The following is a 22,370-nucleotide window of genomic DNA, read 5'->3' on the forward strand; positions in this document are numbered from 1 at the left end:
CTCAGGCGGTCTTGCGGCTGGTCACGCTGGACGCGGCGAAGGCGAAACAGGCGGCGGCGGCGAAAAAGGCCAGCCCGTGCGGAACGAGGTCCATCGCCAGTCCGGCCAAAACGGGGCCGACCAGCGCGCCGACTCCCCACATCAGGCCCATGGCGGCGTAGATGCCGATCAGGTCGGATCCTTGGAACCGGCTGCCGACCACCGCCAGCATGATGGTGTAAACGCCGACGAAGGCCCCGCCCCAGACGAACAGCAGGGCGTAGGTGGCGATTTCGCTGGTCAACGCCAGCGGCCAGACCAACGCGCCGACGCCCGCCGCCAGCGCCAGCCCGCTGACCAGCCGCATCCGGTCCATCCGGTCGCCCAGCCAGCCGATGGGCAGTTGCAGCAGAATGGCGCCGACCATCATGCAGGACATCAGCCGCGTCGCCCCGACTTCGTTCCAACCCAGGCTGACCGCGTAGAGCGCCAGAAAGGACAGGCCAGCGGTTTCGATGGCCGCGTTCAAGGTGATGGCGCCGATGGCCACCGGGGCCAAGCGCATGAAATACAGCGGGGTTTCCTTGGCCGGATGGTCGAAGGCGGGGGCCGTGACCCGTGGCGAGGCGACGAACAACGCAGCCGTCAAGGCGACCGCCGACCCGATCAGGAACGGCGTCGCCCCTGTCGAGCCGACGCCCGACAGGATCAACGGCCCGGCGGCGAAGCCCACCGACAGCGCCGCCGTGTAGGCCGCCATGGCGCGGGCGCGCGTCGCCTCCGTGCTCAGGCTGTTGGTCCAGGTTTCCGACAGGACGAACATCACCTCCGACGTCGCGCCCAGCAGGATCCGCAGGGGAAACCAGATCCACACCGGGGTGACGGGAAACAGCGCCAGAGTCGCGGCGGACAGAATCAGCGCCAGAATGACCAAACGGCGGATGCCGACCCGCGCGACGATGCGCGGCAGCAGAAAGGCCATGACCAGCACGCCCAGCGCGTGCATGGCGGCGTTCACGCCAATCAGCGCCTCGCTCATGTTGAGCTTCGCCAGATCCAGCGCGATCAACGCGGCGCTGAGGCTGTAGGTCAGGCCGAACATCATCGCCGTGGCGATGACGGCGCCGCGCGACAGCAGGTTTCCCGGCGTCACGTCGGCAGGGTTGCTTCCGGTCATGAGGCGACAATGTCCATGTTGGGGTTTGCACGCCGCCGCCGGGTCAGCGCCGCGCTCAGTCGGCTGGTCCAGGATTGCTCCGGTCGCTCCACAATGTTGGCCAGCGCGCGGGCGTAGTCCAGCAGCAGACCCGGCGTCCAGGTCATTGACGAGGCTCGGCTGCGGATCATCGACGCCACCCACAGATCGGGATTCAGCAACAGCCGGACCAGCCGCGACCAGGGCGCATCGCTGACCAGCACCCCTTCCAACGCGGCGTCGAGCGCGGCGGCGACGAGCACCGAACAGTTGCGGTTGGTCAGGTTGTAACGGTTGTCTTGCCGGTATCCGGCCCAATAGACGCGCAAGCGCCGTTGGCTGTAGGTGCGGAACGTCACGCAGGCGTCGGCCTCACACCAGGACGCGACCTCTTCCGCGTAAGAGCCGATGAAGCGCCCCGCCACGTCGTACTCGGGTTTGGAACTGACCGTCGTCAAAAAACTCTGTTCCGTATGCTCGATCTCAACCGCCGGATAATGGCTGATGTAGAGGTCCGGCGACAATTCCAGCGCGCTGTGTCCGGTGGAAATCACGCCGTTTTGATCGACGGCGGCCAGATAGCGGTCGATCAGCGGGCGGCGCTCCGGCGCGCCAATCGACCCGGCGGGGGTCCAGACGCGGACGATGATCGGGTGTTCATGCTCTTGCGGCGGATCCTCGCCAATCAGCACCGGCGCGTTGTCGTACCAGCCCCGATTCGAGAAAACCGGCAGCAGCAGGATCGCCGCCTCATCCTCCAGCGTGCGCAGAAGGAATCCCAGCCGCGCCAGCAACCAACCGGACAGGCCAAGGAACAGCCCGACGCACAGCGCCGTGTTCCGTCCGGCGGGCAGCGGCCATTCCACCAGGATCATCAGCGCCATCGCCACTTCGCCAAGACCGCACAGGGTGATGATCCACCAACCGGAATAGCGGTAGAGCAGCGCCGAGGTCATGCGCGCCGCGCCGTCCAAAATCAGGGCGATGGCGAAGAGGATGGCCAGCGCCCAATCGCTTTGAAAGGGCGCGGCCAGGATGAGGCCGCCGACCATCGCCGAGACGACGGCCTTCGCCAGTCCAAAGCGGCGATCAACGTCGATGGGCGCGCACAGCGCCATCAGCCCGCCGATCAGCCCGTTGCCGACGAACACCAGCCCCAACGCCGCGTAGGTCAAATCCGTGACCAGCGCCGACACGTCCAAGGCGAGAAGAAGCGCCAACGCGACGAAGAGGGCGCCGATCACGGCCAGAACCTTCCATTGGCGGCGGAACGCGCCTGGACCAATCAGCAGCAACGCCAACTTCACCATGCCATCACCCGAAACCGATAAACCCCATCATCATAAGGGGTGAGGTCGCGGGCGGGAAGGGCGATTGCCTGTTGTTTAGGCAGGCTTCAGCAACCAACGGTGTTCCGGCGCGGTGTTGAAATGCCAGGCCCGGCGCGGTCCGGCCATCACGTTCAGGTAATAGCCGGTGTAGCCGTGCGCCGCCCCGACCGGGTGATAGCCGCGCGGCACCAGCACCAGATCGCCGTTTTCCACCGCCATCGCCTCGTCCAGCGAACGGTCGTCGGTGTAGACGCGTTGAAAGGCGAAGCCCTGCGGCGGGTCGATTCGGTGGTAATAGGTTTCCTCAAGCTGGGTTTCCGCCCCGCCGTCATCCTGGTCGTGCTTGTGCGGCGGGTAGCTCGACCAGTTGCCGGGCGGGGTGATGACCTCGACCACCAGCAGGCTGTCGGCGGGCTTCGAGTCTGGCAGGATGTCGAAGACATGGCGGGTGTTGCCGCCCTGGCCGCGCACCGAGGCCGCGACGTCCTCGGGCCGGATCAAGCGGACCGGCAGGCCGCCACCCAGACCGGGGGCGCTGCACACCGCCAATTCCAGCGCGCTGGTCGCCCGCACCCGCCACGTCGCGCCTTGTGGGACATAAACGGCGTAGGGGCGTTTGTCTTCAAAGGGACTCATGCGGTCGCCAATCTCCGCCCAGTCTTGATCGCCCGCCGCCACCGACGCCCGCCCGGCGACCAGAACCAAGCAGGTTTCGCGGTCGGCGCTGTGGCCGCTCACGCTTTGTCCGGTTTCCAACTGGTAGAGGTCAAAACCGACGCACGCCCAACCCGCCGAGTCCGGGGTCACATGATGGACGCGCCCGGCCTCGTCCGGGGTGTGGTTGCGCAGCAGCAATCTGCTCATGGTCTGGTCGTCCCTGTTCGCGCGCTTGAAATGGCGGCGCCCCACCGCAGGGCGGCGCGATCGTATTTTACATTCCATCCATTCCCAGTAATAGAATTTTTTTTCTGAATTGTTTTCCGCATTGCGACTTCGCATGTGCAGCATGGACTGTGTGCGGCGTTTTTGACACAGTTTTGCATGAAAACATTTGAATATTCGATTCTGGATTGCCCCCATTTCGGAATTATCGTTCTGTTCGTTGGGCGATCTGCCGGGCAAATTCCGATTTCGGAACGACGGTGGAACGTTTGGTTCATCACTGTTTTTCCATCGCGTTCAAGAACGGTCGCAAAGACCAGCGGTTCGGTCAACCGGGCCAGCAAACCATCAGCTTGGAGGATAAATCCGCATGTCACGTTTTGCACTTCTTCTCGGCGCGGCGACGGTCGCGCTTGCGTCCGGTTCGGCTTTTGCGCAATCGAAATCGAAGTTTGACATCGTGGTCGGCGGCGACGCCTATTTTGAGGCTGGCGTCGTCGGCCAAGACCGCGACAGCAACCTGCGCTCGACCGATTTCCGCAACCGTCTGCGCCTGACCGTGTCGCCGACCGCCAAGGCCGACAACGGCCTGGAATACGGCGCGCGCCTGCGTCTGGTGCAGGAAGCCAACAACCGGACCACGCAGGCCGACCGCGCCTACATGTACGTCAACGGCGGGTTCGGCACGATCAGCCTGGGTTCGCAGAACGGCCTGTCGGACGAATACGCCATCATCGCCCCGTCCGATTGGGGAACCGGCGGCGTGGACGGCTCCTTCCCGGCTTATCTCGGCAACAGCTCGGCGCCCGGCACCACCGGCAACCTGCGCACGCTGATTTCCGGCAACAATTCGACCCGCGCCACCTATCTGACGCCGAAATTCTCCGGCTTCCAGTTCGGCGTGACCTATCAGCCGAACTCCGACAGCGTGAACACCGACATCAACCGGCTGAAGACCGCCGCCCCGAACGGCAACCTGACCGGCGCCTACCGCGACGTGTATGAAGTTGGCGGCAAGTATGAAGGGGTCGTCGGCGACGTGACGCTGGGGGCCAGCCTGTATTATTCGGGCGGCAAGGCCAAGGGGGCCTCGACCTCGACGGCGGAGTATGAGGATCTGTCCTCGACCATGGCCGGTCTGTCGGTCGGCTATGGCGGGTTGAAGGTGGCGGGCAGCTACGCCTGGTCGGGCAAGAGCGGTTACGTCAAGCGCTCCAGCCTCGCCACGGCGACCAGCCGCGAAACCCAGCATGTCTGGACGGTCGGCGCGCAATACACCTTTGGCGCGACCACGCTGGGCGTCGGCTATCTGAACTCTCAGGACGCGGGCAGCCTGACCACCGCCGGCAAGAGCAAGTTCGATCTGATTACGCTTGGCGCCCGTTACGTCGTCGCCCCCGGCCTGTCGGTCGGGCCGGAGTTCAACCACTTCAAGCTCAGCTCCGACGTCGCGGGCAGCAGCGACAAGGGCAACATCTTCATCGCCCGCACCGATCTCGCTTTCTAAGCGGCGGTTTCTGGTTGTTTTGGAGCTTCGTTCCAACGCGGTGTTCATCCATCCCGTCGCGTTGGAACGTTCGCTTGCGCTCGTCCCTCGGGTGCGTCCCCTCTCGCGCTCTCCTGGCGAAAGAGGTCTCCTTCACACCGGGCGGTGCGTCACCGCCCGGTGTTTTTTATCGTGCAGGGTTTCAACGCGCCGCCTTGTCCTTGTCCAACCGTTGGCCCAACGCCACGATCAGGCTGACCGCCATGCACATGGTCGCGGTCAAAGAGCGGAACCCCTTCACCTGCGCGTCTTCCACCGCCAGCGTCACCCCGGCCAACGGCATGATCGGGCTGAGCGTTCCATCGGTGATTCCCAAAACGGGCACGCCGTTGTCCGCCGCCAACCGGCAGATGTCCACCGTGTCTTCCGAATAAGGTTTGAAGCTGATGGCCACCAGCAAATCACGGTCGCCAATCGCCTGCACCTGCTGGCGCAGCATGCCGCCCAGACCGTCGAGCAGCACCGTGCGCCGCCCCAGCCGTCCCAGCGCGTAGCCCAGATAGGCCGCCACCGGAAAAGACCGGCGCTGACCCATCACATAAATGTGGTCGGCCCGCTCCAGCAGATCGAGGGCGCGGTCCAGATCGGTCGCCGTCAGTTCCTGCCGCAAATGCTCCAGCGCGTTGATGCCCGCGTCGATGAAATGCTCCAGCACGCGCGAGGCGTCGGACAGGCCGGGGCCGCCGTCGGTCAGCGCCCGGATGCGCTCCTTGTAATTGGGCATGTTGTCGGTCAGACGGGTGCGGAAGACGCGCTGCATCTCCGTGAAGCCGTCAAACCCCAACGTCTTGGAAAAGCGAATCAGGGCCGAGGGCTGCACCCCGGCCCGTTCGGCGATTTGCGCCACGGTTTCCAGCGCCATGTCGTTGGGGTTCGACAGCGCGTATTCGGCGATCTGCCGCAAACGCGGGCTGAGGCTGTTCTGACGCTGGGCGATGGCGGCTTGGAGAGCGGTGAAGCTCGTCGGCGCGTCGGTGTCTGGCTCCATGGATCGGGATCGGCCTGTTGGTGGGGCGCGGAACCGCGCGGGTTCTGATAGAATAAATGTTCCCGCCGCCCGAACCAAGCTCCGCGTTGCCGTCGCCCCACCGGGCGCAACGACGCAGGCCCACCGCCCCCATCACCCGCGCCCGTTCACGCCGCTTTCACCCCCGACAGAAAACCTTCGACCTCATGGCGCAGGCGGCGGCTTTCGCGGGTCAGCCCGTCGGCTTCGTCGCGGACCAGACCGGCGGCGGCGCCGGTTTCCGCCGCCGCGTCGGTGACGCTGGCGATGCGGCGGGTGACGGGGGCGGCGCCGTCCGACACCTCGGCGGCGTTGCGCGAGATGGTGCGGGTGGCGGCGCCCTGTTGATCGACGGCGGCGGCGATGGCGGCGGAAATGCGCGACACGTCGCGGATGACCGCGCCGATGCCTTCGATGGCGGCGACCGCCGCGCGGCTGGCGGTTTGCAGGCTGCCGACTTGCCGCACGATGTCCTCGGTCGCCCGCCCGGTCTGCTCGGCCAGCGATTTGACCTCCCCCGCCACCACGGCGAAGCCCTTGCCCGCCTCCCCGGCGCGCGCCGCCTCGATGGTGGCGTTCAGCGCCAAAAGATTGGTTTGCTTGGTGATCGCGGTGATGAGCGCCGTCACCTCGTCGATCCGTCCGATGGATTGCGCCAGATCGGCGATCAAGGCGATGGAATGGTCGGTTTCCGCCACCGCGCGGTCGGCCACCGCCGTCGCCTGCTCGACCTGCCGGGCGATTTCGCCGATGGAGACGGTCAACTCCCCCGCCGCCGCCGCCACCGCGCCGACATTGCCGGACGCCAGGGCGAAGGCGTCGGCCACCGCCACGCTTTCCCGGCTGGTGGTGTCCGCCGAGGCTGACAGGCTGTCGGACGCGGTTTGCATCCGGGCGGCGGAGCCGTCGAGCGCCGTCACCACGTCGGTGATCCGCTCCTCGAACCCGCGCATCAGGCTTTCCAGGCGCGACACGCGCTCGGCCCGCGCCGCCTCGTCGGCCTGGGCCTGTTCGGCGCGGCGGGCGTTGTCGAGCGCGGCGCGCTTGAACACGTCCACCGCGTCGGCCATCGCCCCGACCTCGTCCCGACGGCCAACGCCGGGTATGGCGATTCCGGTGTCGCCAGCCGCCAACCGCCGCATCGCGTCGGTCATTCGCATGACCGGGCGGGCGACGGCGCGGGCGATGACCACGGTCAACAGCGCGCCCAACGCGAACCCGGCCAGCGACACCAGCAGGATGACCGTTTGCGTGGCGGCGATCAGCCCCTGGGTGTCGGCGGCGACCGCGCGTTCCTCGCGCAGGCCGCTGTCGCGCAGAGCGATGGCGTCGGCCACCATGGCTTCGCCCGCCGTGGCTTCCGCCGCGACCATCGCGCCCAGTTCGCCGTCGATCTCCACCGCGCGTTTGAAGGCGTTGTGATAGCCGCGCGCCAGAGTGCGGATTTGCCGGGCCAGCCCGTAATACTCCCGCCCCTTGGCCTTTTCGACCAGCGCGTCGAGCGCGCCGATCAACTCGCCAAAGCGCCGTTCCGCCGCGACCGCCGCCTCCGCCTTGCCCAAATCGACCCAGCTCAAGGTGCGGGTGGTGTTCAGCCAAGCCAGCAACAGCCGTTCGGTTCCTTCACCGGCCAACCGCATTCCCTCGGCGTCGCCGTCGCGGGCGGCGGCGGCGCGGATGTCCTGGAACCGTTCCAGCATCATCGCGCCGGAGGGGTCGAGCACCTCGCGGATCATCCGCACCTGTTCGCGCTTGCCCTCCGTCAGGTTGGCGACGGCCTTGCCATAGGCGGCGAGGTGTCCTTGAACGCCGTCGGCCTCCGCAGCCGTCAATCCGGCGTCGCTCAGCCTTTGGCGCAGCGCCACGGCGGCGGCCTGGGCGGCGTTGGCGATGGGTTCCGCCCCGGTCAACACGAACTCCCGCACCAACCGCCGCAGATCCAGCACGCCCCGGTCGATGTCCTGCGCCAGCATCACCCCGTCCACCCGTTCGGCGAAGGCCGACACCTGCCCGTCGATGCGCGCCAGAACAGCGACGCTGCCGCCCGACAGCCCGGCGAGAATGGTCAGCAGGCACACGGCGCTGACCGTCATCTTGGCGCGGATCGTCAGATGCGCGAACGCGCTGACCGCTCCGCGCGGTTCCGCAGACGCTGGGCTGAGCATGGGGAGACACTCCCGGCGAATTGTGAGGGGATGGGGGCGACAGGCAGGAAAAAATCCCCTCCCACAAGGGGCTACTGGATGCACACATCTTCGGTTTAGGCAACTCATTGGAAGAAAAAGAACTTTTCTCCGTCATTCCCGCGAAGGCGGGAATCCAGACTTACCCATAGGGTTCGTCTGGCAAACTCTGGATCCCCGCCTGCGCGGGGATGACGGAAAATCTTTTTCATTTCAATTGGTTGCAGCAAGAAAAAGATGTGTGAATGCCGTAGCCCACAAGGGGAGGGGACGTGACCGTCTCGGCTCAACCGCGCAAAGGACGCAACGAACGCATAAGCTTACGCGGCGCCAACATCGGCGACGCGGACGACGGCGCCGGTGCGCAGGGACAGGATCGCCGCCTCGGCCAAGCGTTGGGCCTCGCGGCCTTCCTGGAAGCTCGACAGCGGGGTCGCGCCGGTTTCGACGCAATCGACGAAATGATCGATCTCGGCCAGATAGGCGTCCTGGTAACGCTCGATGAAGAAGTCCAGCACGGGATCCATCGCCCCGGTGCGCGCCGCGCCCCAGGCTTCCACCGTGGTGGCGCGGCGGTTCTGCGCCTGCAACATGCCGGTCGCGCCGAAGGCCTCGATCCGCTGGTCATAGCCGTAGGCGCTGCGGCGGCTGTTGTTGATGTGGACCAGCGCGCCGGACGCCGCGCGCAGCACCAGCATGGCGGCGTCGATGTCGCCCTCCGCGCCGATGGCGGGGTCGATCAGGTTGGCGCCCATGGCCTGCACCTCGACGATGTCGCCCGCCAGATAACGCGCCATGTCGAAATCATGGATGGTCATGTCGCGGAACAGCCCGCCCGATTTCTTGACGTAGCTGGCGGGGGGCGGGGAGGGGTCGCGGCTGGTGATGACGACCTGCTCCAAACGGCCAATCTCGCCCGCCTGGATGCGGTCGCGCACCGCCTTGAAAGACGGGTCGAAACGGCGGTTGAAGCCGATCATCACCAGCGGGTTGAGGGGAGCGATCTCCGCCCAGCAGGCTTCCACCCGGCCCATGTCCAGGTCGATGGGCTTTTCGCACAGCACCGGCTTGCCCGCCTTGGCGGCCAGCGCGATCAGATCGACGTGGGTGTCGGTGGACGAGGCGACGAACACGGCGTCCACCGTCGCATCGGCCAACGCCTCCTCCACCGACAAGGCGACCTTGGCGCCCACGGCGGCGGCGGTCTCCTGCGCGGCGGCGGTGGCGACGTCATAGACGACCGTCACGTCGGCGCGCGCGTGCGCCTTGATGTTGCGGGCGTGCATGCGGCCGATGCGGCCACAGCCGAGAACGGCGAAACGAACCATGGAAAACACTCCTGAGGGGAAACGCGACGATAAAGCAGACGGTTGACGGAGATGAGATCACACGCTGTCCACCGCGACCCAGCGCCGTTCGCGGGCCGAGACATGGATGGCCTCCGCCACCTGTTCGATGGCGCAGGCGTCACGGAAATCGGGGTAGGCCGCCGCCTTCCCCCCGGCCCGATGGGCGCCGATGGCCTCGACCAGGGCCTTGACCTCGATGGTTTTCAAATCGCCGAAGCCGATCTGATGGCCAGGGGCCGGGCAGAAGGCGCCGTAATCGCCATGCTCCGGCCCGGCGGTGATGGTGCGGAAGCCTTCGCGCCCGCGCGGCCCGCCGCTGGTGTAGAGCTTCAACTCGTTGAAGCGCTCTTGGGTGAAGGCGAGGGAGCCGGTGGTCCCGATCACCTCGAAGGCCAGTTGCATCTTGCGCCCCTGGGCGATCCAACTGGCCGTGACCGTGCCGGTGGCCCCGTTGGCGAACTCCAGCAGCGCGTGCGCCTGATCGTCCACCGTCACCGCGCGGGTTTCGGCGGAGCCGGGCGCGACCGGACGGCGGTCGTGGACCGTGTGCAAACGCCCCGACACCGCCGCGACGTCGCCGACCAGATGGCGGGCCAGCGACAGGATGTGGCTGCCAATGTCGGCCAGCGCGCCGCCCGCGTTGTCCGCCTCGCACCGCCAGGTGAAGGGGTGGGCGGGGTCGGCCATGAAATCTTCGGCGTGGACGCCGCGAAAGCCGGTGATCGCGCCGATCTCCCCGCTGTCCACAATCTCGCGGGCCAGCGCGATCATCGGGTTTTTCAGATAGTTGAAGCCGACCAGCGTCACCACGCCGCGCGATTCGGCCGCCGCCGCCATGGCGCGGGCGTCGGTCAGCGTGGTCGCCAGCGGTTTTTCGCAATAGACATGCTTGCCCGCCGCGATGGCCGCCAGGGCGATGGGCGCGTGCAGCCGGTTCGGCGTGGTGATCGCCACCACGTCGATGGCCGGATCGGCGACCAGTTCCCGCCAATCGCCGGTGTGGCGGCGGAAACCCAGCGCGCGGGCCGCCTGCGCCGCCGTCGCCTCGTCCCGTTCGGACAGCAGGTCCAACACAGGGGTCAGCGGCAGGTCGAACAGGCCGCCGACGGCGCGGAAGGCTTGGGCGTGGGCGCGGCCCATGAAACCGCTGCCGATCAACCCAACATTCAAGGCGTTCATGAAGCTTCCCTTTGGGTCAGAAGGATCAACGCTTGCCGCGCCGCATCTTGGCGTAGGTGTCGAAGGCGACGGCCAGGACGATGATGACGCCCATGACGACCTGCTGGAAATAGGGCGAGACGTTCATCATCACCAAACCGTTGAGCAGGACGCCGATCAACAAGGCTCCGATCATCGTTCCGCCGATGCCGCCCATGCCGCCGAACAGGCTGGTGCCGCCGATGACCACCGACGCGATGATGCGCAGCTCATAGGAGGATCCGGCGATGGCCTCCGCCGATCCCAGACGGGCCGACAGCAGGAACCCGGCCAGCCCGGCGAGGAAGCCGACGATGACATAGACCGAGACCAGAACGCGCGGCACGTTGATGCCGGTCAGACGGGCGGCTTCCGGGTTGCCGCCGACGGCGTAGATCTGGCGGCCATAGCGGGTGTAGCGCAGCACGACATAGCCCGCCGCCGCGATGACGAACAGCACCAGCACCGGCACCGGAACGCCCAGCACGTCGCCCCGGCCCCACCAGCGATAGCCCGCGTCGAAGCCAGCGATGGGCGCGCCGTCGTTCATCATCAGCGTGGCGCCGCGCCAGATGGTCATGCCGCCCAACGTGACGATGAAGGGCGGGACGTTGAACAGGGTGATGGTCTTGCCGTGGATGTAGCCGGTCAGCGTGCCGATGGCGCAGGAAATCAGCAGAGCGACCAGAAAGCCCATGCCGAGAAAGGCGCCCGGCTCAACGTTGGTGACGACCCAGGCCCCGGCCAACGCGCCGAGGGCCAGCACCGAACCAACCGCCAGATCGACGCCGCCGGTCAGGATGACGCAGGTCATGCCGACGGCGACGATGCCGTAAATCGACACCTCGGTCAGAATGTTGGTGAGGTTGCGCACCGACAGGAAATTCGGGCTGCTCATGCCGAAGGCGACGCACAGCACGATCAGGAACATCAGGACGCCGTATTTCTCCAGAAACTGGACGACGTCGACGTTGCGCGGCTTTTTCGGTGGTTCGGTCGCCCCGGTGGAGACGGTTGCGGCGGTGGTCATGGTCTTGTCCTTCATCTCAGTGCGCCGCGTGAACGTGAGCGATCGCGGCGGACCCTGCCGGGCCGCCAACCGGGCCGCCCAGAGCCATCAGGTTCATCAGTCCTTCCTCGGTCGCGTCCTCGGCGGGCAGGCTGCCGGTGATGCGGCCTTCACGGAAGGTGACGATGCGGTCGCTGACCGCCATCACCTCCGGCAATTCGGACGAAATGACGATCACCGCCACCCCGGCCTTGGCCATCTCGAACAGCACCTGATGCACCTCGGCCTTGGCGCCGACGTCGATGCCGCGCGTCGGCTCGTCCACGATCAGCACCTTGGGGTGCAGGGCCATGCAGCGGGCCAGCAGCACTTTTTGCTGGTTGCCGCCCGACAGGGTGCCGATGGCGACCTCGTCGTTCGCCATGCGGATGCCCAGCTTGCGGGTGTAATCGGCGATCAGCGCCCGCTCGCCGGTCTCATCGACGAAGAACCGCCATTTCGACAGCCGTTTCAGGCTGGGAAGCGACATGTTGTGACGGATCGAATGGGGCAGGAAACAGCCCTGCTGCTTGCGGTCTTCCGGCACCAGCGCGATGCCCGCCGCGATGGCGTCGCCCGGGTTGCGGATCGGCGTGACCTGGCCGTCCACGACGATGACGCCGCTGTCGCAGCCGTCGGCGCCGAAGATGACGCGCGCCAATTCCGTCCGTCCGGCCCCGACCAGACCGGCGAAGCCGACGATCTCGCCCGCCCGCACCTGCACCGACAGGTCGGTCAGCACGCAGGCGTGCGGATCGGCCAGATTGCCCGCGCGCGACACGCCGCGCACCTCCAGCATCACGCGTTCCCCGGCGAAGCGGTCGCGGCGGCGCTGGAACTCGACGTCGCGGCCCACCATCAGGCGGACCATGTCCTGCACGGTCGATCCCTGGACGGCGCGGGTGTCGACGTAACGCCCGTCGCGGAACACGGTGAAGCGGTCGCAGACCGCCGCCACCTCGACCAGACGGTGGGTGACGTAAATGATGCTGATGCCCTTGGCGCGCAGGCCGTGGATGATCGCGTGCAGCTTGTCCACCTCCTTGCCGCTGAGCGCCGCCGTCGGTTCATCCATGATGATGAGCCGGGCGTTCATCGTCAGCGCCTTGGAGATTTCGACCATCTGCTGTTCGGCCACGCTCAGCACGCGCACGGGCATGCGGGGGTCAAGATCCAACCCCAGCTCGTCAATGACCTTCTGCGCGTCGCGGTACATCCGCCGCCAGTCGATCAGGCCGTTGCGGCGCAGCGGCTCGCGGCCCAGATACATGTTTTCGGCGATGGTCATCGCCGGAAGCAGATTGAATTCCTGGTAGATCGTGACGATGCCCAACCGCTGGCGCGCCATCGGCGTGTCGGCGGGATCCAGCGTCTGGCCGTCGAAGACCATGACGCCGCCGTCGCTGGGCTGCGCCCCGGCCAGGATTTTCAGAAAGGTGGATTTGCCGGCGCCGTTCTCGCCAAGCAGGGCGTGAACCTCGCCCCGCTCGATCTCGATCCGCACGCCGTCAAGGGCGACGACGCCAGGAAAGACCTTCTTGATGTCCGCCGCTTTAAGGATCGTTTGACCCATCACCGGCCTCCCAAAATGGAGTGTGTGGAACGATCCGGGGAACCGGACGGACGGGATGGCGTCCGCCCGGCTCCTCCGCTCGTTCAGGCTTGCTTCAAACGAGGAGGCTTACTTGACCTCGCTGATGCGGTCGGCCTTGTCGAGATTGTCCTTGGTGATGAGCGTCGGCTCCAGCGCCATGCTCTTCAGCTCGGTTCCCTTGCGGATGTGGCTGACCAGGGTGTTCAGCGCCGTGCGGATCTGGGTGCTCGGGCTTTGCTCCACCGTGCCGGACATTTCGCCCGCGCGGATCTTGCCCAGCGTTTCCGGCAGGGCGTCAAAGCCGATGACCAGCGTCTTCGACTTGCCGCCGCTGGTGGAGCGCACCGCCTCCAGCGCGCCCAGCGCCATGTCGTCGTTCGACGCGACGACGACGTCGGGCGGGTTGCTGGCGTTGGCGGTCAGGATGCCTTCGGTGACGGTCAGACCCTCGGCCCGCTTCCAGTTGGCGGTCTGGTCGGCGATCAACTGATACTTGGACCCAGCCGCCGCGATGCCGTCGCGGAAGCCCTTGGCCCGGTCGATGGCGGAGCTGCTGCCCGGCTGGCCGCTGAGATGGACGATGCGCGCGCCGTTGGGGAAGGTCTTGACCACCCAGTTGGCCAGCGTGTGGCCACCGGCGACGTTGTCGGCGCCGACATGGGCGACCGGCTTGGTCGTGCCTTCGACGCGGCGATCCACGGTGACGACCGGGATCTTCTCGGCCAGCAGATCGTCGATGGCCGGGGCCAGCGCCTTGGCGTCGTTCGGGGCGACGATGACGCCCTTGGCGCCCTGAACCACCGCGTTGGCCAGATCGGCGGACTGCTTGGGCGAATTGCTCTGCGCGTCCACGACCGTCAGGCTGACGTCCAGAACCTTGGCTTCGGCCTGAAGGGCGCGGTTCATGGCGATGACGAAAGGTTCCGACAGATTTTGAAAGCTGACGAAGATCTTCTCGCCCGCCGCCAGCGCCGAGAAGGAGGTCAGCGCCGTGGTGGCGGCCAGAGCCGCGCCGAAAGCGAGAGCAAGCGTGTTCTTGGACATAATTTCCTCCGGTTTGGGTTTTTTAACGCGATGGGCTTGGAACTGTGCGAGGGGAACTGCGCGAGGCTTTGTCCGCCCGGACGTTGGTCGTCCGTGGCGGCCTCCGTGGCGAAACTCAGGGGCGAAACTCAGGACATCGTCGGCATGACGAAGTCGGCCCCGGCGCGGATGCCGGTCGGCCAGCGGGTGGTGATGGTCTTCAGACGGGTGTAGAAGCGCACCCCTTCCGGCCCGTGCATGTGGTGGTCGCCGAACAGCGAGCGTTTCCAACCGCCGAAGCTGTGGAAGGCCATCGGCACCGGGATCGGCACGTTGACGCCGACCATGCCGACCTCGATTTCGGCGCCGAAGGCGCGCGCGGTGTCGCCGTCGCGGGTGAAGATCGCCGTGCCGTTGCCGAACTCATGCGCGTTGATGAGATCGACCGCCGTGCGGTAATCGGGAACGCGGACCACCGCCAGCACCGGGCCGAAAATCTCTTCCTTGTAGATCCGCATCTCCGGCGTCACCCGGTCGAACAGCGTGCCGCCCAGGAAATAGCCGTCGGCGCAATCGGGATCGTCGATGGCGATTTCACGGCCATCGACGATCAGTTCCGCCCCTTCGGCGACGCCAAGGTCGATGTAGCCGCGCACCTTGTCGCGATGGACGCGGGTGACGAGCGGCCCCATGTCGGCGGTCGGATCCGTACCGGGGCCGATCTTCAGGGCGCGCACCCGCTCGGTCAGCTTGGCGACCAGCGCGTCGGCCACCGCGTCCGTCACCGGCACCGCCACCGAAATCGCCATGCAGCGCTCGCCCGCCGACCCATAGGCCGCGCCCATCAGCGCGTCCACCGCCTGGTCAAGGTCGGCGTCGGGCATGATAATCATGTGATTCTTGGCGCCGCCCAGCGCCTGCACCCGTTTCCCGTGGGCCGCGCCCGTGGCGTAGATGTATTGGGCGATGGGGGTGGAGCCGACGAAGCTCACCGCCTTCACGTCGGGGTGGGTCAGCAGGGCGTCCACCGCGATCTTGTCGCCATGGACGACGTTGAACACGCCGTCGGGCAGCCCGGCTTGCTTCAGCAGATCGGCCAGGAACAGCGCCGCGCTCGGCACCCGTTCGGACGGCTTCAGGATGAAGCAGTTGCCGCAGGCGATGGCGACCGGGAACATCCACATCGGCACCATGGCCGGGAAGTTGAACGGCGTGATTCCGGCGACGACGCCCAGCGGCTGGCGCAGCGAGTGGCTGTCCACGCGGGTGCCGACATTTTCCGCCACCTCGCCCTTCAGCAGATGCGGGCCGCCGCAGGCGAACTCCACCACCTCCAGCCCGCGCGTCACCTCGCCCAGCGCGTCGGAATGGACCTTGCCATGTTCGGCGGTGATGAGGCTGGCGAGCGTGGCGGCGTTGGCCTCCAGCAATTGCTTGAAGGTGAACATCACCCGCGCCCGGCGCAGCGGCGTGGCGTTCGACCAGGCGGGGAAGGCGGCGCGGGCGACGGCCACCGCGCGGTCCACCTCCGCCGCCGTCGCCAGCGGAACCTTGGCGCTGACGTGGCCCGTCGCCGGGTTGAACACGTCGCCGCTGCGTCCGCTGGTTCCGTCAACCAGCGCGCCGCCGATGAAATGCGGAAGGATCTTGGTCATGATGAAGGCGATCTTTCGGAAGAGAGCGGCGCGGTCACAGGCCGAGTTCGGCGACCAGCGCGCTGAGATGCTGACGGCCCTTGGTGACGTAGGTCAGCGGGTGGGCCTTGGCGGGATCCTGTTCGGCTTCGATGACCAACCATTCGCCGCGATAATTCTTGGCCTTCAGCGCCGCCAGAACCGCCGGGAAATCGACGCAGCCGTCGCCCGGCACGGTGAACACGCCGTTCACCACGGCGTCGAGGAAGCTGCTGTCGTCCGCCTTGGCCGCCGCCAGGACGTCGGCGCGCACGTCCTTGCAATGGACATGGTTGACGCGGTGGCCCCAGGCGGCGATCACGTCCAGCGGGTTGCCCCCGGCGAAGGTCAGATGCCCGGTGTCGAGCAGAACGCCGACGCTGTCGCCGGTGGCCTCGGCGAAGCGGTTGATCTCGTCCGGCGTCTCAACCACCGTGCCCATGTGGTAATGGTAGGCCAGCGGGGTTCCCTGGTCGCGCAGGTAATCGCCAAATTCGGTCATCTTGCGCCCGAACTCCGCCCATTGCCCGGCGTCGAGTTTCGGGCGTTTGGACAGCGGCGTGCCGCGTTCGCCATGGACGCAGCCGGTGGTTTCCGCCACCACCATGACCGAACAGTTGAACGCCTTCAGCAGACGCAGGTGTGGTTGCACCGCCTCGATCTCCTCGGCGACGCTGCGCTCCAGCAGACCGGCGCTGTACCAGCCCGACACCAGCGACAGGCCGTGACGCTCCAGGATCGGGCGCAGGGCGTCGGGATCGCGGGGGAATTTGTGGCCCAGCTCGAACCCGGCGAATCCGGCCTGACGGCCTTCGGCCAAGCAGACCTCCAGCGGGGTGTCGCCACCCAGCTCCTGCATGTCGTCGTTGCTCCAGGCGATCGGGTTGACGCCAAGACGAACGGTCATAATCGGGTGCTCCCACACAACAGCGAGACGGATTGGAAGGGGATGAAAAGGGAACGTGCGTTTCAGCGGCGCTGCCGGGCCTTGGCGGCGACGTAGCGGGCGCGCGCCGCCGTCACTTCGGGGCGGCTGGACACTTCGGGCACCGGCACGTCCCACCACGCCCCGCCTTCTTTGGTCGAGGGCAGCGGGTCGGTGGTGATGACGATGGCGTAGGTGACGGGGGAGGCCTTGGCGCGCTCCAGCGCGTCGGACAGGGCGGCCACGCCCGTCACCTGCTCCGTCACCGCGCCCAGCGCCCGCAGATGGGCGGCGAAATCGACGGCAGGCAGAACGTCCGTTTCAAAATGGGCGTCGCGCAGCAGATTGTTGAAGGGCGCGCCGCCGCAGGCGTTCTGCAAGCGGTTGATGCAGCCATAACCCCGGTTGTCGAGCAGGACGACGACCAGCTTGCGCTTCATCATCACCGACACGGCGAGTTCGGAGTTCATCATCATGTAGCTGCCGTCGCCGACCATGACGAAGATCTCGCGATCCGGGCAGGCCATCTTGACGCCCAAACCCCCGGCGATCTCGTAGCCCATGCAGGAAAAGCCGTATTCCAGGTGATAGCCGCCGGGTCGCGCCGTGCGCCACAGCTTGTGCAGTTCGCCCGGCAAACCGCCCGCCGCGCAGACGACGACGCCATCCTCGCCCGCCGCCCGGTTGACGGCGCCCAACACCTGCGCGTCGGTCGGCAAATCCAACCCGGCGTCGGCGGTCGCCGCGTCAACCACGCGGTTCCACACAGTCATGCGCTCTTGCGCCAGCGCCCGCCACGCGGTCGGCGCGGTCCAATCGTTGAGACCAGCGTCCAGCGCCGCCAACCCGCGCGCCGCGTCGGCGACCAGCGGCAGGGCGTCGCCCTTCACCGCGTCAAAGGCGGCGACGTTCAGCCCGACCAGCCGCCCGGCGGGGTTGCCGAACACCGACCAAGAGGCCGTGGTGAAATCGGCCAGTCGTGTGCCGACGGCCAGCACCAGATCGGCCTCGTCCGCCAGGGCGTTGGCGGCGCTCGATCCGGTCACGCCGATGGAGCCGACGTTGCACGGGTGGTTCCAGGCCAGCGCGCCCTTGCCCGCCTGGGTTTCCGCCACCGGAATTCCGTGGCGCGCGGCGAAATCGGCCAAGGCCGCGCAGGCGCCGCTGTAATGCACGCCGCCACCAGCGACGATCAGCGGCTTGGACGCGCCGCGCAGGGCGGTCAGCGCCGCCGCCAGCTCGTCGCGGTCGGGTTCCGGGCGGCGGGCGCGGCGCACGGTCTTGGCGAAGAAGGACAGCGGGAAATCATAGGCTTCGGCCTGAACGTCCTGCGGCAGGCACAGCGTCACCGGGCCGCAATCGACCGGATCGGTCAGCACCTGGATGGCGCGGCGCAGGCTGGGCATGAGTTGTTCAGGCCGGGTGACGCGGTCCCAAAAACGCGACACCGGGCGGAAGCAATCATTGGCCGACACGGTGAAATCGCCGGGCTGCTCCACCTGTTGCAGCACCGGATCGGGCGCGCGGGTGGCGAAGGTGTCGCCGGGCAGCAGCAGCACCGGCAGGCGGTTGACGTGGGCCAGCGCCGCCGCCGTCACCATGTTGACCGCGCCCGGCCCGACCGAACTGGTGCAGGCCATCATCCGGCGGCGGCCTTGCGCCTTGGCGTAGGCGATGGCGGCGTGCGCCATGCCCTGTTCGTTGTGGGCGCGGTAGGTCGGCAGCGTGTCGCGGGCGGCGTGCAACGCCTCGCCCAGACCGGCGACGTTGCCATGCCCGAAGATCGCCCACACCCCGGCGAACAGCGGCAACTCCTGCCCGTCCATCTCGATGAATTGGGCGCTCAGATGCTTGACCAGAGCCTGGGCCACGGTAAGGCGCACGGTCGCCATTCTCGCTACTCCTCAAGGGGCCGGTTGCGGCCCATGTTCCTCCAGGATCGCCGCCCATCGGCGGGCGGGATCCGTCTTGCTGAACCGGCGCGTTTGGCGGCGTCCGGGCGGCGGCATTTTTTTTCCGTTTTACATCTCCATTTAGAATATACATTCTAAATGGAGATGTAAAGGGCTTGTTGCTGGCTTTGCGGATATTTCGCTGTACGGCGCATCTTTAAAAAGACGGCGCTCCTTCCGCCGTTCAGGAGGGAGCGCCCGCAATCACGCCGCCGCGCGCTTGGCCTCGGCCCGTTGACCGTCCCAGAAAGCGATCAAGCGGCGGTAGGCGGTCGCCATGATCTCCACCGCCTGGGCGTCGGTCAAGGCGCCGGACAGCCAGCCTTCGGCGGCGGCCCCGAACAGGGTGCGGCCAACGGCGAAACCCTTGCAGATCGGCTGCCGGGCGGCCAGCGCCAACCCGGCTTGCAACTGCTCCTCCGGGGCGTCAAGGCCAAGGATCAGCACGCCCCGACACAGCGGATCCCGCGTGGCGATGACCTCGGAAATCCGATCCCACGCGGCTTGGCTGGTCGGGGAGGGCAATTTCCACCAATCCGGCAACACGCCCAGCTCATAAAAACGACCGAGCGCGCGGGCGATGGTGTCGTCGTCCACCGGCGATCCCTTGGGTGGGATGATTTCCAACAGCAGTTCGTGTCCGGTGCCGCGACAGGCGGCGAACAGCGCCTCGATCTGCCGTTCCTGCTCGCCGCGCAACACGGGTTCGTCGTCGGGATGCAGGAAAACCAGACATTTGACGACATGCTCGGCGGGCCATTCGCGGATCAACACGGCGGCGTCGGGGCCGCCCTCGAACCGCAGGGGGCGCGATTCGGGAAGTTCGATCGGGCGACCGATCCAGGCGTTGCTTCCGGTCAATTCCTCCAACGCGTCCTGGCCATGGATGCCGTCCAACAGCATGCCGAAGCCGTCGCGTCCGCCCGCGCCCTGTCGGGCGGCGTCCAGCGCCAAGCGCTTGAAGGTGGCGATGCGGGCGGGATCGGCGCCGTGCCGCTCGGCCATCGCTTCGAGCTGGGCGCGGTGGTCGATGGCGAAGGCCAGCACCTCCGGCCAAGCGCGGCGGCGGGTGGTCGCCCAATGGATGTGGGAGAGCCGCGCGTCTTCGCGCAGGCGGGGGGTCGGGCTGCCATGAGTCAGGAAATGGGTCAGTTCGGTCCAAGTCGGAATCGCCGGGGCGCAGCCGTGGCGCGACACCGCGAAAGCGCCGCAGGCGTTGGCGTATTTGCAGCAATCCTCCAGCGGCGCGTCGCGCAACCAGCCGCGCAGAAAGCCCGACATGAAGGCGTCGCCCGCGCCCAACACGTTGTAAACCTCCACCGGAAAGCCGGGGCCGCGCACGCCCAACTCCAAGCTGTCCGGCACGTCGCCGGGGAACACCACGCAGCCCATCGGCCCGCGTTTGCACACCAGCGTCGCCCGGCTCAGCCGCCGCACGGCGCGCAGGGCGGCCACGGTGTCGGTGCTGCCGCCCGCGATGTGGAACTCCTCCTCCGTGCCGACGATCAGGTCGCAGCCGGGCAGGATGGTTTGGATCAGCGCCGTCACCCCGCCGTCGGCGACGAAACGCTCCTCGCCCAGGCCATGGCCGGTCAGCTTCCACAGAACGGGGCGGTAATCGATGTCCAGCACCACCTTCACGCCGTTGGCGCGGGCCAGCCGCATCGCCTTGCGCATGGCGGCGTCGGTGCCGGGGGTGGAGAAATGGGTGCCGCTGACCACGACGGCGTGGGCCGACGCGATGAAGGATTCATCGACGTCATCCTCGCAAATCGCCATGTCGGCGCAGTTTTCCCGATAGAAGATCAGCGGGAAGGTTTTGCGGTCGCGGATCCCCAGAATGACCAGCGCGGTCAGGCGTTCGGGGTCGGTGACGACATGGCTGGTCTCCACCCCCTCGCGGATCAGTTGTTCGCGGATGAAGCGGCCCATATGCTCGTCGCCGACCCGCGTCAGCAGGGCCGACCGCAGCCCCAGACGCGCCGTGCCGACCGCGATGTTGGTTGGACAGCCGCCGACATATTTGGCGAAGCTTTGGACGTCCTCCAACCGACCGCCACTTTGCTCGCCGTAAATGTCGACGGAGGAGCGGCCAATGGAAATAACGTCGAGTGAGCGTTTGTGAGGCATGAATCAGCTCCGCTGAAATCCGAAGCCGACGAACGCTGGACGAACGGAACCGCAGCGACGCCGCGCGCGTGGCGGCCCCATCGGTTGTGTCTCCCCCAGTCGTTCCGGCTTTTTTGGGTCGGGGCCTTGCGTGGGCAGGCGGTGGAACGTTGGTTGGATTATAGAACAAAAATTCCTCATTTCGTCAATAAAGAATTTTTGTTCTATCCGGCGAAGCGTCAGCCGGACATGAAAACGCCCCCGCCGCCGGGCCAAACAGCGACGACGACGGGGGCGGCAAGGGGGAAGCGGCATTTCGTTGGAACGGATGAACCGCCTATTCCTGAACGATCACCATCCACGACACGCCGAACTGGTCCTGAACCATGCCGAAGCAGGGGGAAAAGAAGGTCTTGCCCAGCGGCATCAGCACCGCGCCGCCATCGCCCAGCGCGGCGAACACGCGGTTGGCTTCGTCCGCGTCGGCCACCGTCGCCGACAGGGAAAAGCCCTTGAAGGCGGAACCGCCCGCGCAACCGCCATCCGACGCCATGACCATGGAATCGCCGACGCGCAGGCTGGCGTGCATGATTTTGTTTTCGCTGCCCGGTGGAATCATCCCTTCCGGGCAGGGATCGGGCGAATCCTGGAACCGCAGCAGCATCTCGACTTTGGCGCCCAGCACACGCTGGTAGAACGTGAGCGCCTCTTCGCAACGGCCTTCAAAAAACAGATAGGGCTGAACGATCATGGGACGACTCCGGGGATGAGGTCTTGACAAATACGTTGATATCAACATATTTAATCCATGTCAAACGACGCGAAAATCCCTTACGGAACAACGCTTCTGGTGCGCGACCGCTGCCTGTGCCTGCATGTTCAGCGGGCGGCGCGCGCCCTGGCCAAGCGTTTTGACGATCTGTTCCGTCCGCTCGATCTGACCAACGGTCAGTTTTCGCTGATGATGGCGCTGAACAGGCCGGAGCCGCCGGGCATGGCCCCGGTGGCCGCCCTGCTGGCGATGGACCGCACGACTCTGACCGCCGCCTTGAAGCCGCTGGAACGCCGGGGGTTGGTCGCCATCCTCAGCAACCCCACGGACAAGCGGGGCCGTTTGCTGAGCCTGACGGCGGAGGGGCGGGCGTTGCTGGCCCAGGCGGTTCCGTTGTGGACCGCCGAACACGCGGCGCTGGACGCGGAATTGGCCGACGCCGACGGCCTGCGCGCCGATCTCCTCCGGCTGTCCCGATCACGCTGACCGGCGCGACGCGCGCCACCAGCCAACCACCGCCTGTTTGATCCGGGACCACAGGCCGGACGGGGCGTCGTCGCGCTCCGGCGGCGGCGCCCAAGGGGGCATGGACGGCATCGGCATGGA

The 22,370-nt window shown here is 66.8% G+C and carries 18 protein-coding genes; 2 read left to right on the forward strand and 16 right to left on the reverse strand.

What is annotated here, in order from left to right:
- Position 1: 1 nt before the first annotated feature.
- The 3 genes from ACODS4_RS19615 to iolB form a co-directional block, all read right to left on the reverse strand.
- A complete protein-coding gene (locus ACODS4_RS19615) occupies positions 2 to 1,156 on the reverse strand; it encodes an MFS transporter (RefSeq protein ID WP_488866627.1) in 1,155 nt (384 codons plus the stop codon).
- On the reverse strand, positions 1,153 to 2,484 hold the full coding sequence (locus ACODS4_RS19620) for an HdeD family acid-resistance protein (RefSeq protein ID WP_488866629.1): 1,332 nt from the start codon (positions 2,482 to 2,484) through the stop codon (positions 1,153 to 1,155). Before ACODS4_RS19620 ends, ACODS4_RS19615 begins: the two co-directional genes overlap by 4 nt.
- A 75-nt stretch (positions 2,485 to 2,559) precedes the next feature.
- Positions 2,560 to 3,369 (reverse strand): 5-deoxy-glucuronate isomerase, encoded by an 810-nt coding sequence (iolB, locus tag ACODS4_RS19625; RefSeq protein WP_488866631.1) that lies wholly within the window; start codon positions 3,367 to 3,369, stop codon positions 2,560 to 2,562.
- A 388-nt stretch (positions 3,370 to 3,757) separates the two neighbouring features.
- Between iolB and ACODS4_RS19630 the strand changes: the two genes are divergently transcribed.
- Positions 3,758 to 4,894 carry a porin gene (locus ACODS4_RS19630; protein ID WP_488866633.1) on the forward strand — a complete coding sequence of 379 codons (1,137 nt, stop codon included), beginning with the start codon at positions 3,758 to 3,760 and terminating at the stop codon, positions 4,892 to 4,894.
- A gap of 181 nt (positions 4,895 to 5,075) precedes the next feature.
- On the opposite strand, the gene ACODS4_RS19635 is transcribed toward ACODS4_RS19630, so the two are convergent.
- The 12 genes from ACODS4_RS19635 to ACODS4_RS19690 form a co-directional block, all read right to left on the reverse strand.
- A complete protein-coding gene (locus ACODS4_RS19635) occupies positions 5,076 to 5,921 on the reverse strand; it encodes a MurR/RpiR family transcriptional regulator (RefSeq protein WP_488866635.1) in 846 nt (281 codons plus the stop codon).
- A 146-nt stretch (positions 5,922 to 6,067) separates the two neighbouring features.
- A complete protein-coding gene (locus ACODS4_RS19640; RefSeq protein ID WP_488866637.1) occupies positions 6,068 to 8,104 on the reverse strand; it encodes a methyl-accepting chemotaxis protein in 2,037 nt (678 codons plus the stop codon).
- Positions 8,105 to 8,442: 338 nt separating this feature from the next.
- Positions 8,443 to 9,450 (reverse strand): inositol 2-dehydrogenase, encoded by a 1,008-nt coding sequence (gene iolG / locus ACODS4_RS19645; protein ID WP_488866639.1) that lies wholly within the window; start codon positions 9,448 to 9,450, stop codon positions 8,443 to 8,445.
- A 57-nt stretch (positions 9,451 to 9,507) separates the two neighbouring features.
- Complete coding sequence (locus ACODS4_RS19650; RefSeq protein WP_488866641.1) at positions 9,508 to 10,650, reverse strand: Gfo/Idh/MocA family protein; 1,143 nt, start codon at positions 10,648 to 10,650, stop codon at positions 9,508 to 9,510.
- A gap of 25 nt (positions 10,651 to 10,675) precedes the next feature.
- Entirely contained in the window at positions 10,676 to 11,698 is a 1,023-nt protein-coding gene (locus tag ACODS4_RS19655; protein WP_488866643.1) for an ABC transporter permease, read from the reverse strand.
- Between the two features lie 16 nt (positions 11,699 to 11,714).
- Positions 11,715 to 13,289 (reverse strand): sugar ABC transporter ATP-binding protein, encoded by a 1,575-nt coding sequence (locus tag ACODS4_RS19660; RefSeq protein ID WP_488866645.1) that lies wholly within the window; start codon positions 13,287 to 13,289, stop codon positions 11,715 to 11,717.
- Between the two features lie 108 nt (positions 13,290 to 13,397).
- Positions 13,398 to 14,354: a substrate-binding domain-containing protein gene (locus ACODS4_RS19665; RefSeq protein ID WP_488866647.1), complete on the reverse strand. Its 957-nt coding sequence runs from the start codon at positions 14,352 to 14,354 to the stop codon at positions 13,398 to 13,400.
- Between the two features lie 128 nt (positions 14,355 to 14,482).
- Positions 14,483 to 15,988: a CoA-acylating methylmalonate-semialdehyde dehydrogenase gene (locus ACODS4_RS19670; RefSeq protein WP_488866649.1), complete on the reverse strand. Its 1,506-nt coding sequence runs from the start codon at positions 15,986 to 15,988 to the stop codon at positions 14,483 to 14,485.
- Between the two features lie 34 nt (positions 15,989 to 16,022).
- Positions 16,023 to 16,913 carry a myo-inosose-2 dehydratase gene (iolE, locus tag ACODS4_RS19675; RefSeq protein ID WP_488866651.1) on the reverse strand — a complete coding sequence of 297 codons (891 nt, stop codon included), beginning with the start codon at positions 16,911 to 16,913 and terminating at the stop codon, positions 16,023 to 16,025.
- Positions 16,914 to 16,975: 62 nt separating this feature from the next.
- Positions 16,976 to 18,823: a 3D-(3,5/4)-trihydroxycyclohexane-1,2-dione acylhydrolase (decyclizing) gene (gene iolD / locus ACODS4_RS19680; protein WP_488866653.1), complete on the reverse strand. Its 1,848-nt coding sequence runs from the start codon at positions 18,821 to 18,823 to the stop codon at positions 16,976 to 16,978.
- Between the two features lie 264 nt (positions 18,824 to 19,087).
- On the reverse strand, positions 19,088 to 21,013 hold the full coding sequence (locus ACODS4_RS19685; RefSeq protein WP_488866655.1) for a bifunctional 5-dehydro-2-deoxygluconokinase/5-dehydro-2-deoxyphosphogluconate aldolase: 1,926 nt from the start codon (positions 21,011 to 21,013) through the stop codon (positions 19,088 to 19,090).
- A gap of 316 nt (positions 21,014 to 21,329) precedes the next feature.
- Positions 21,330 to 21,743, reverse strand: a complete 414-nt coding sequence (locus ACODS4_RS19690; protein WP_488866657.1) for a VOC family protein — start codon at positions 21,741 to 21,743, stop codon at positions 21,330 to 21,332.
- A 99-nt stretch (positions 21,744 to 21,842) separates the two neighbouring features.
- Between ACODS4_RS19690 and ACODS4_RS19695 the strand changes: the two genes are divergently transcribed.
- Positions 21,843 to 22,250 carry a MarR family winged helix-turn-helix transcriptional regulator gene (locus ACODS4_RS19695; RefSeq protein ID WP_488866659.1) on the forward strand — a complete coding sequence of 136 codons (408 nt, stop codon included), beginning with the start codon at positions 21,843 to 21,845 and terminating at the stop codon, positions 22,248 to 22,250.
- Here the strand turns inward: ACODS4_RS19695 and ACODS4_RS19700 are convergent.
- Entirely contained in the window at positions 22,242 to 22,367 is a 126-nt protein-coding gene (locus ACODS4_RS19700) for a hypothetical protein (RefSeq protein WP_488866661.1), read from the reverse strand. The two genes, ACODS4_RS19695 and ACODS4_RS19700, sit on opposite strands and share 9 nt — an antisense overlap.
- Between the last annotated feature and the right edge of the window lie 3 nt (positions 22,368 to 22,370).

The organism is Azospirillum sp. FG154 (assembly GCF_057809575.1).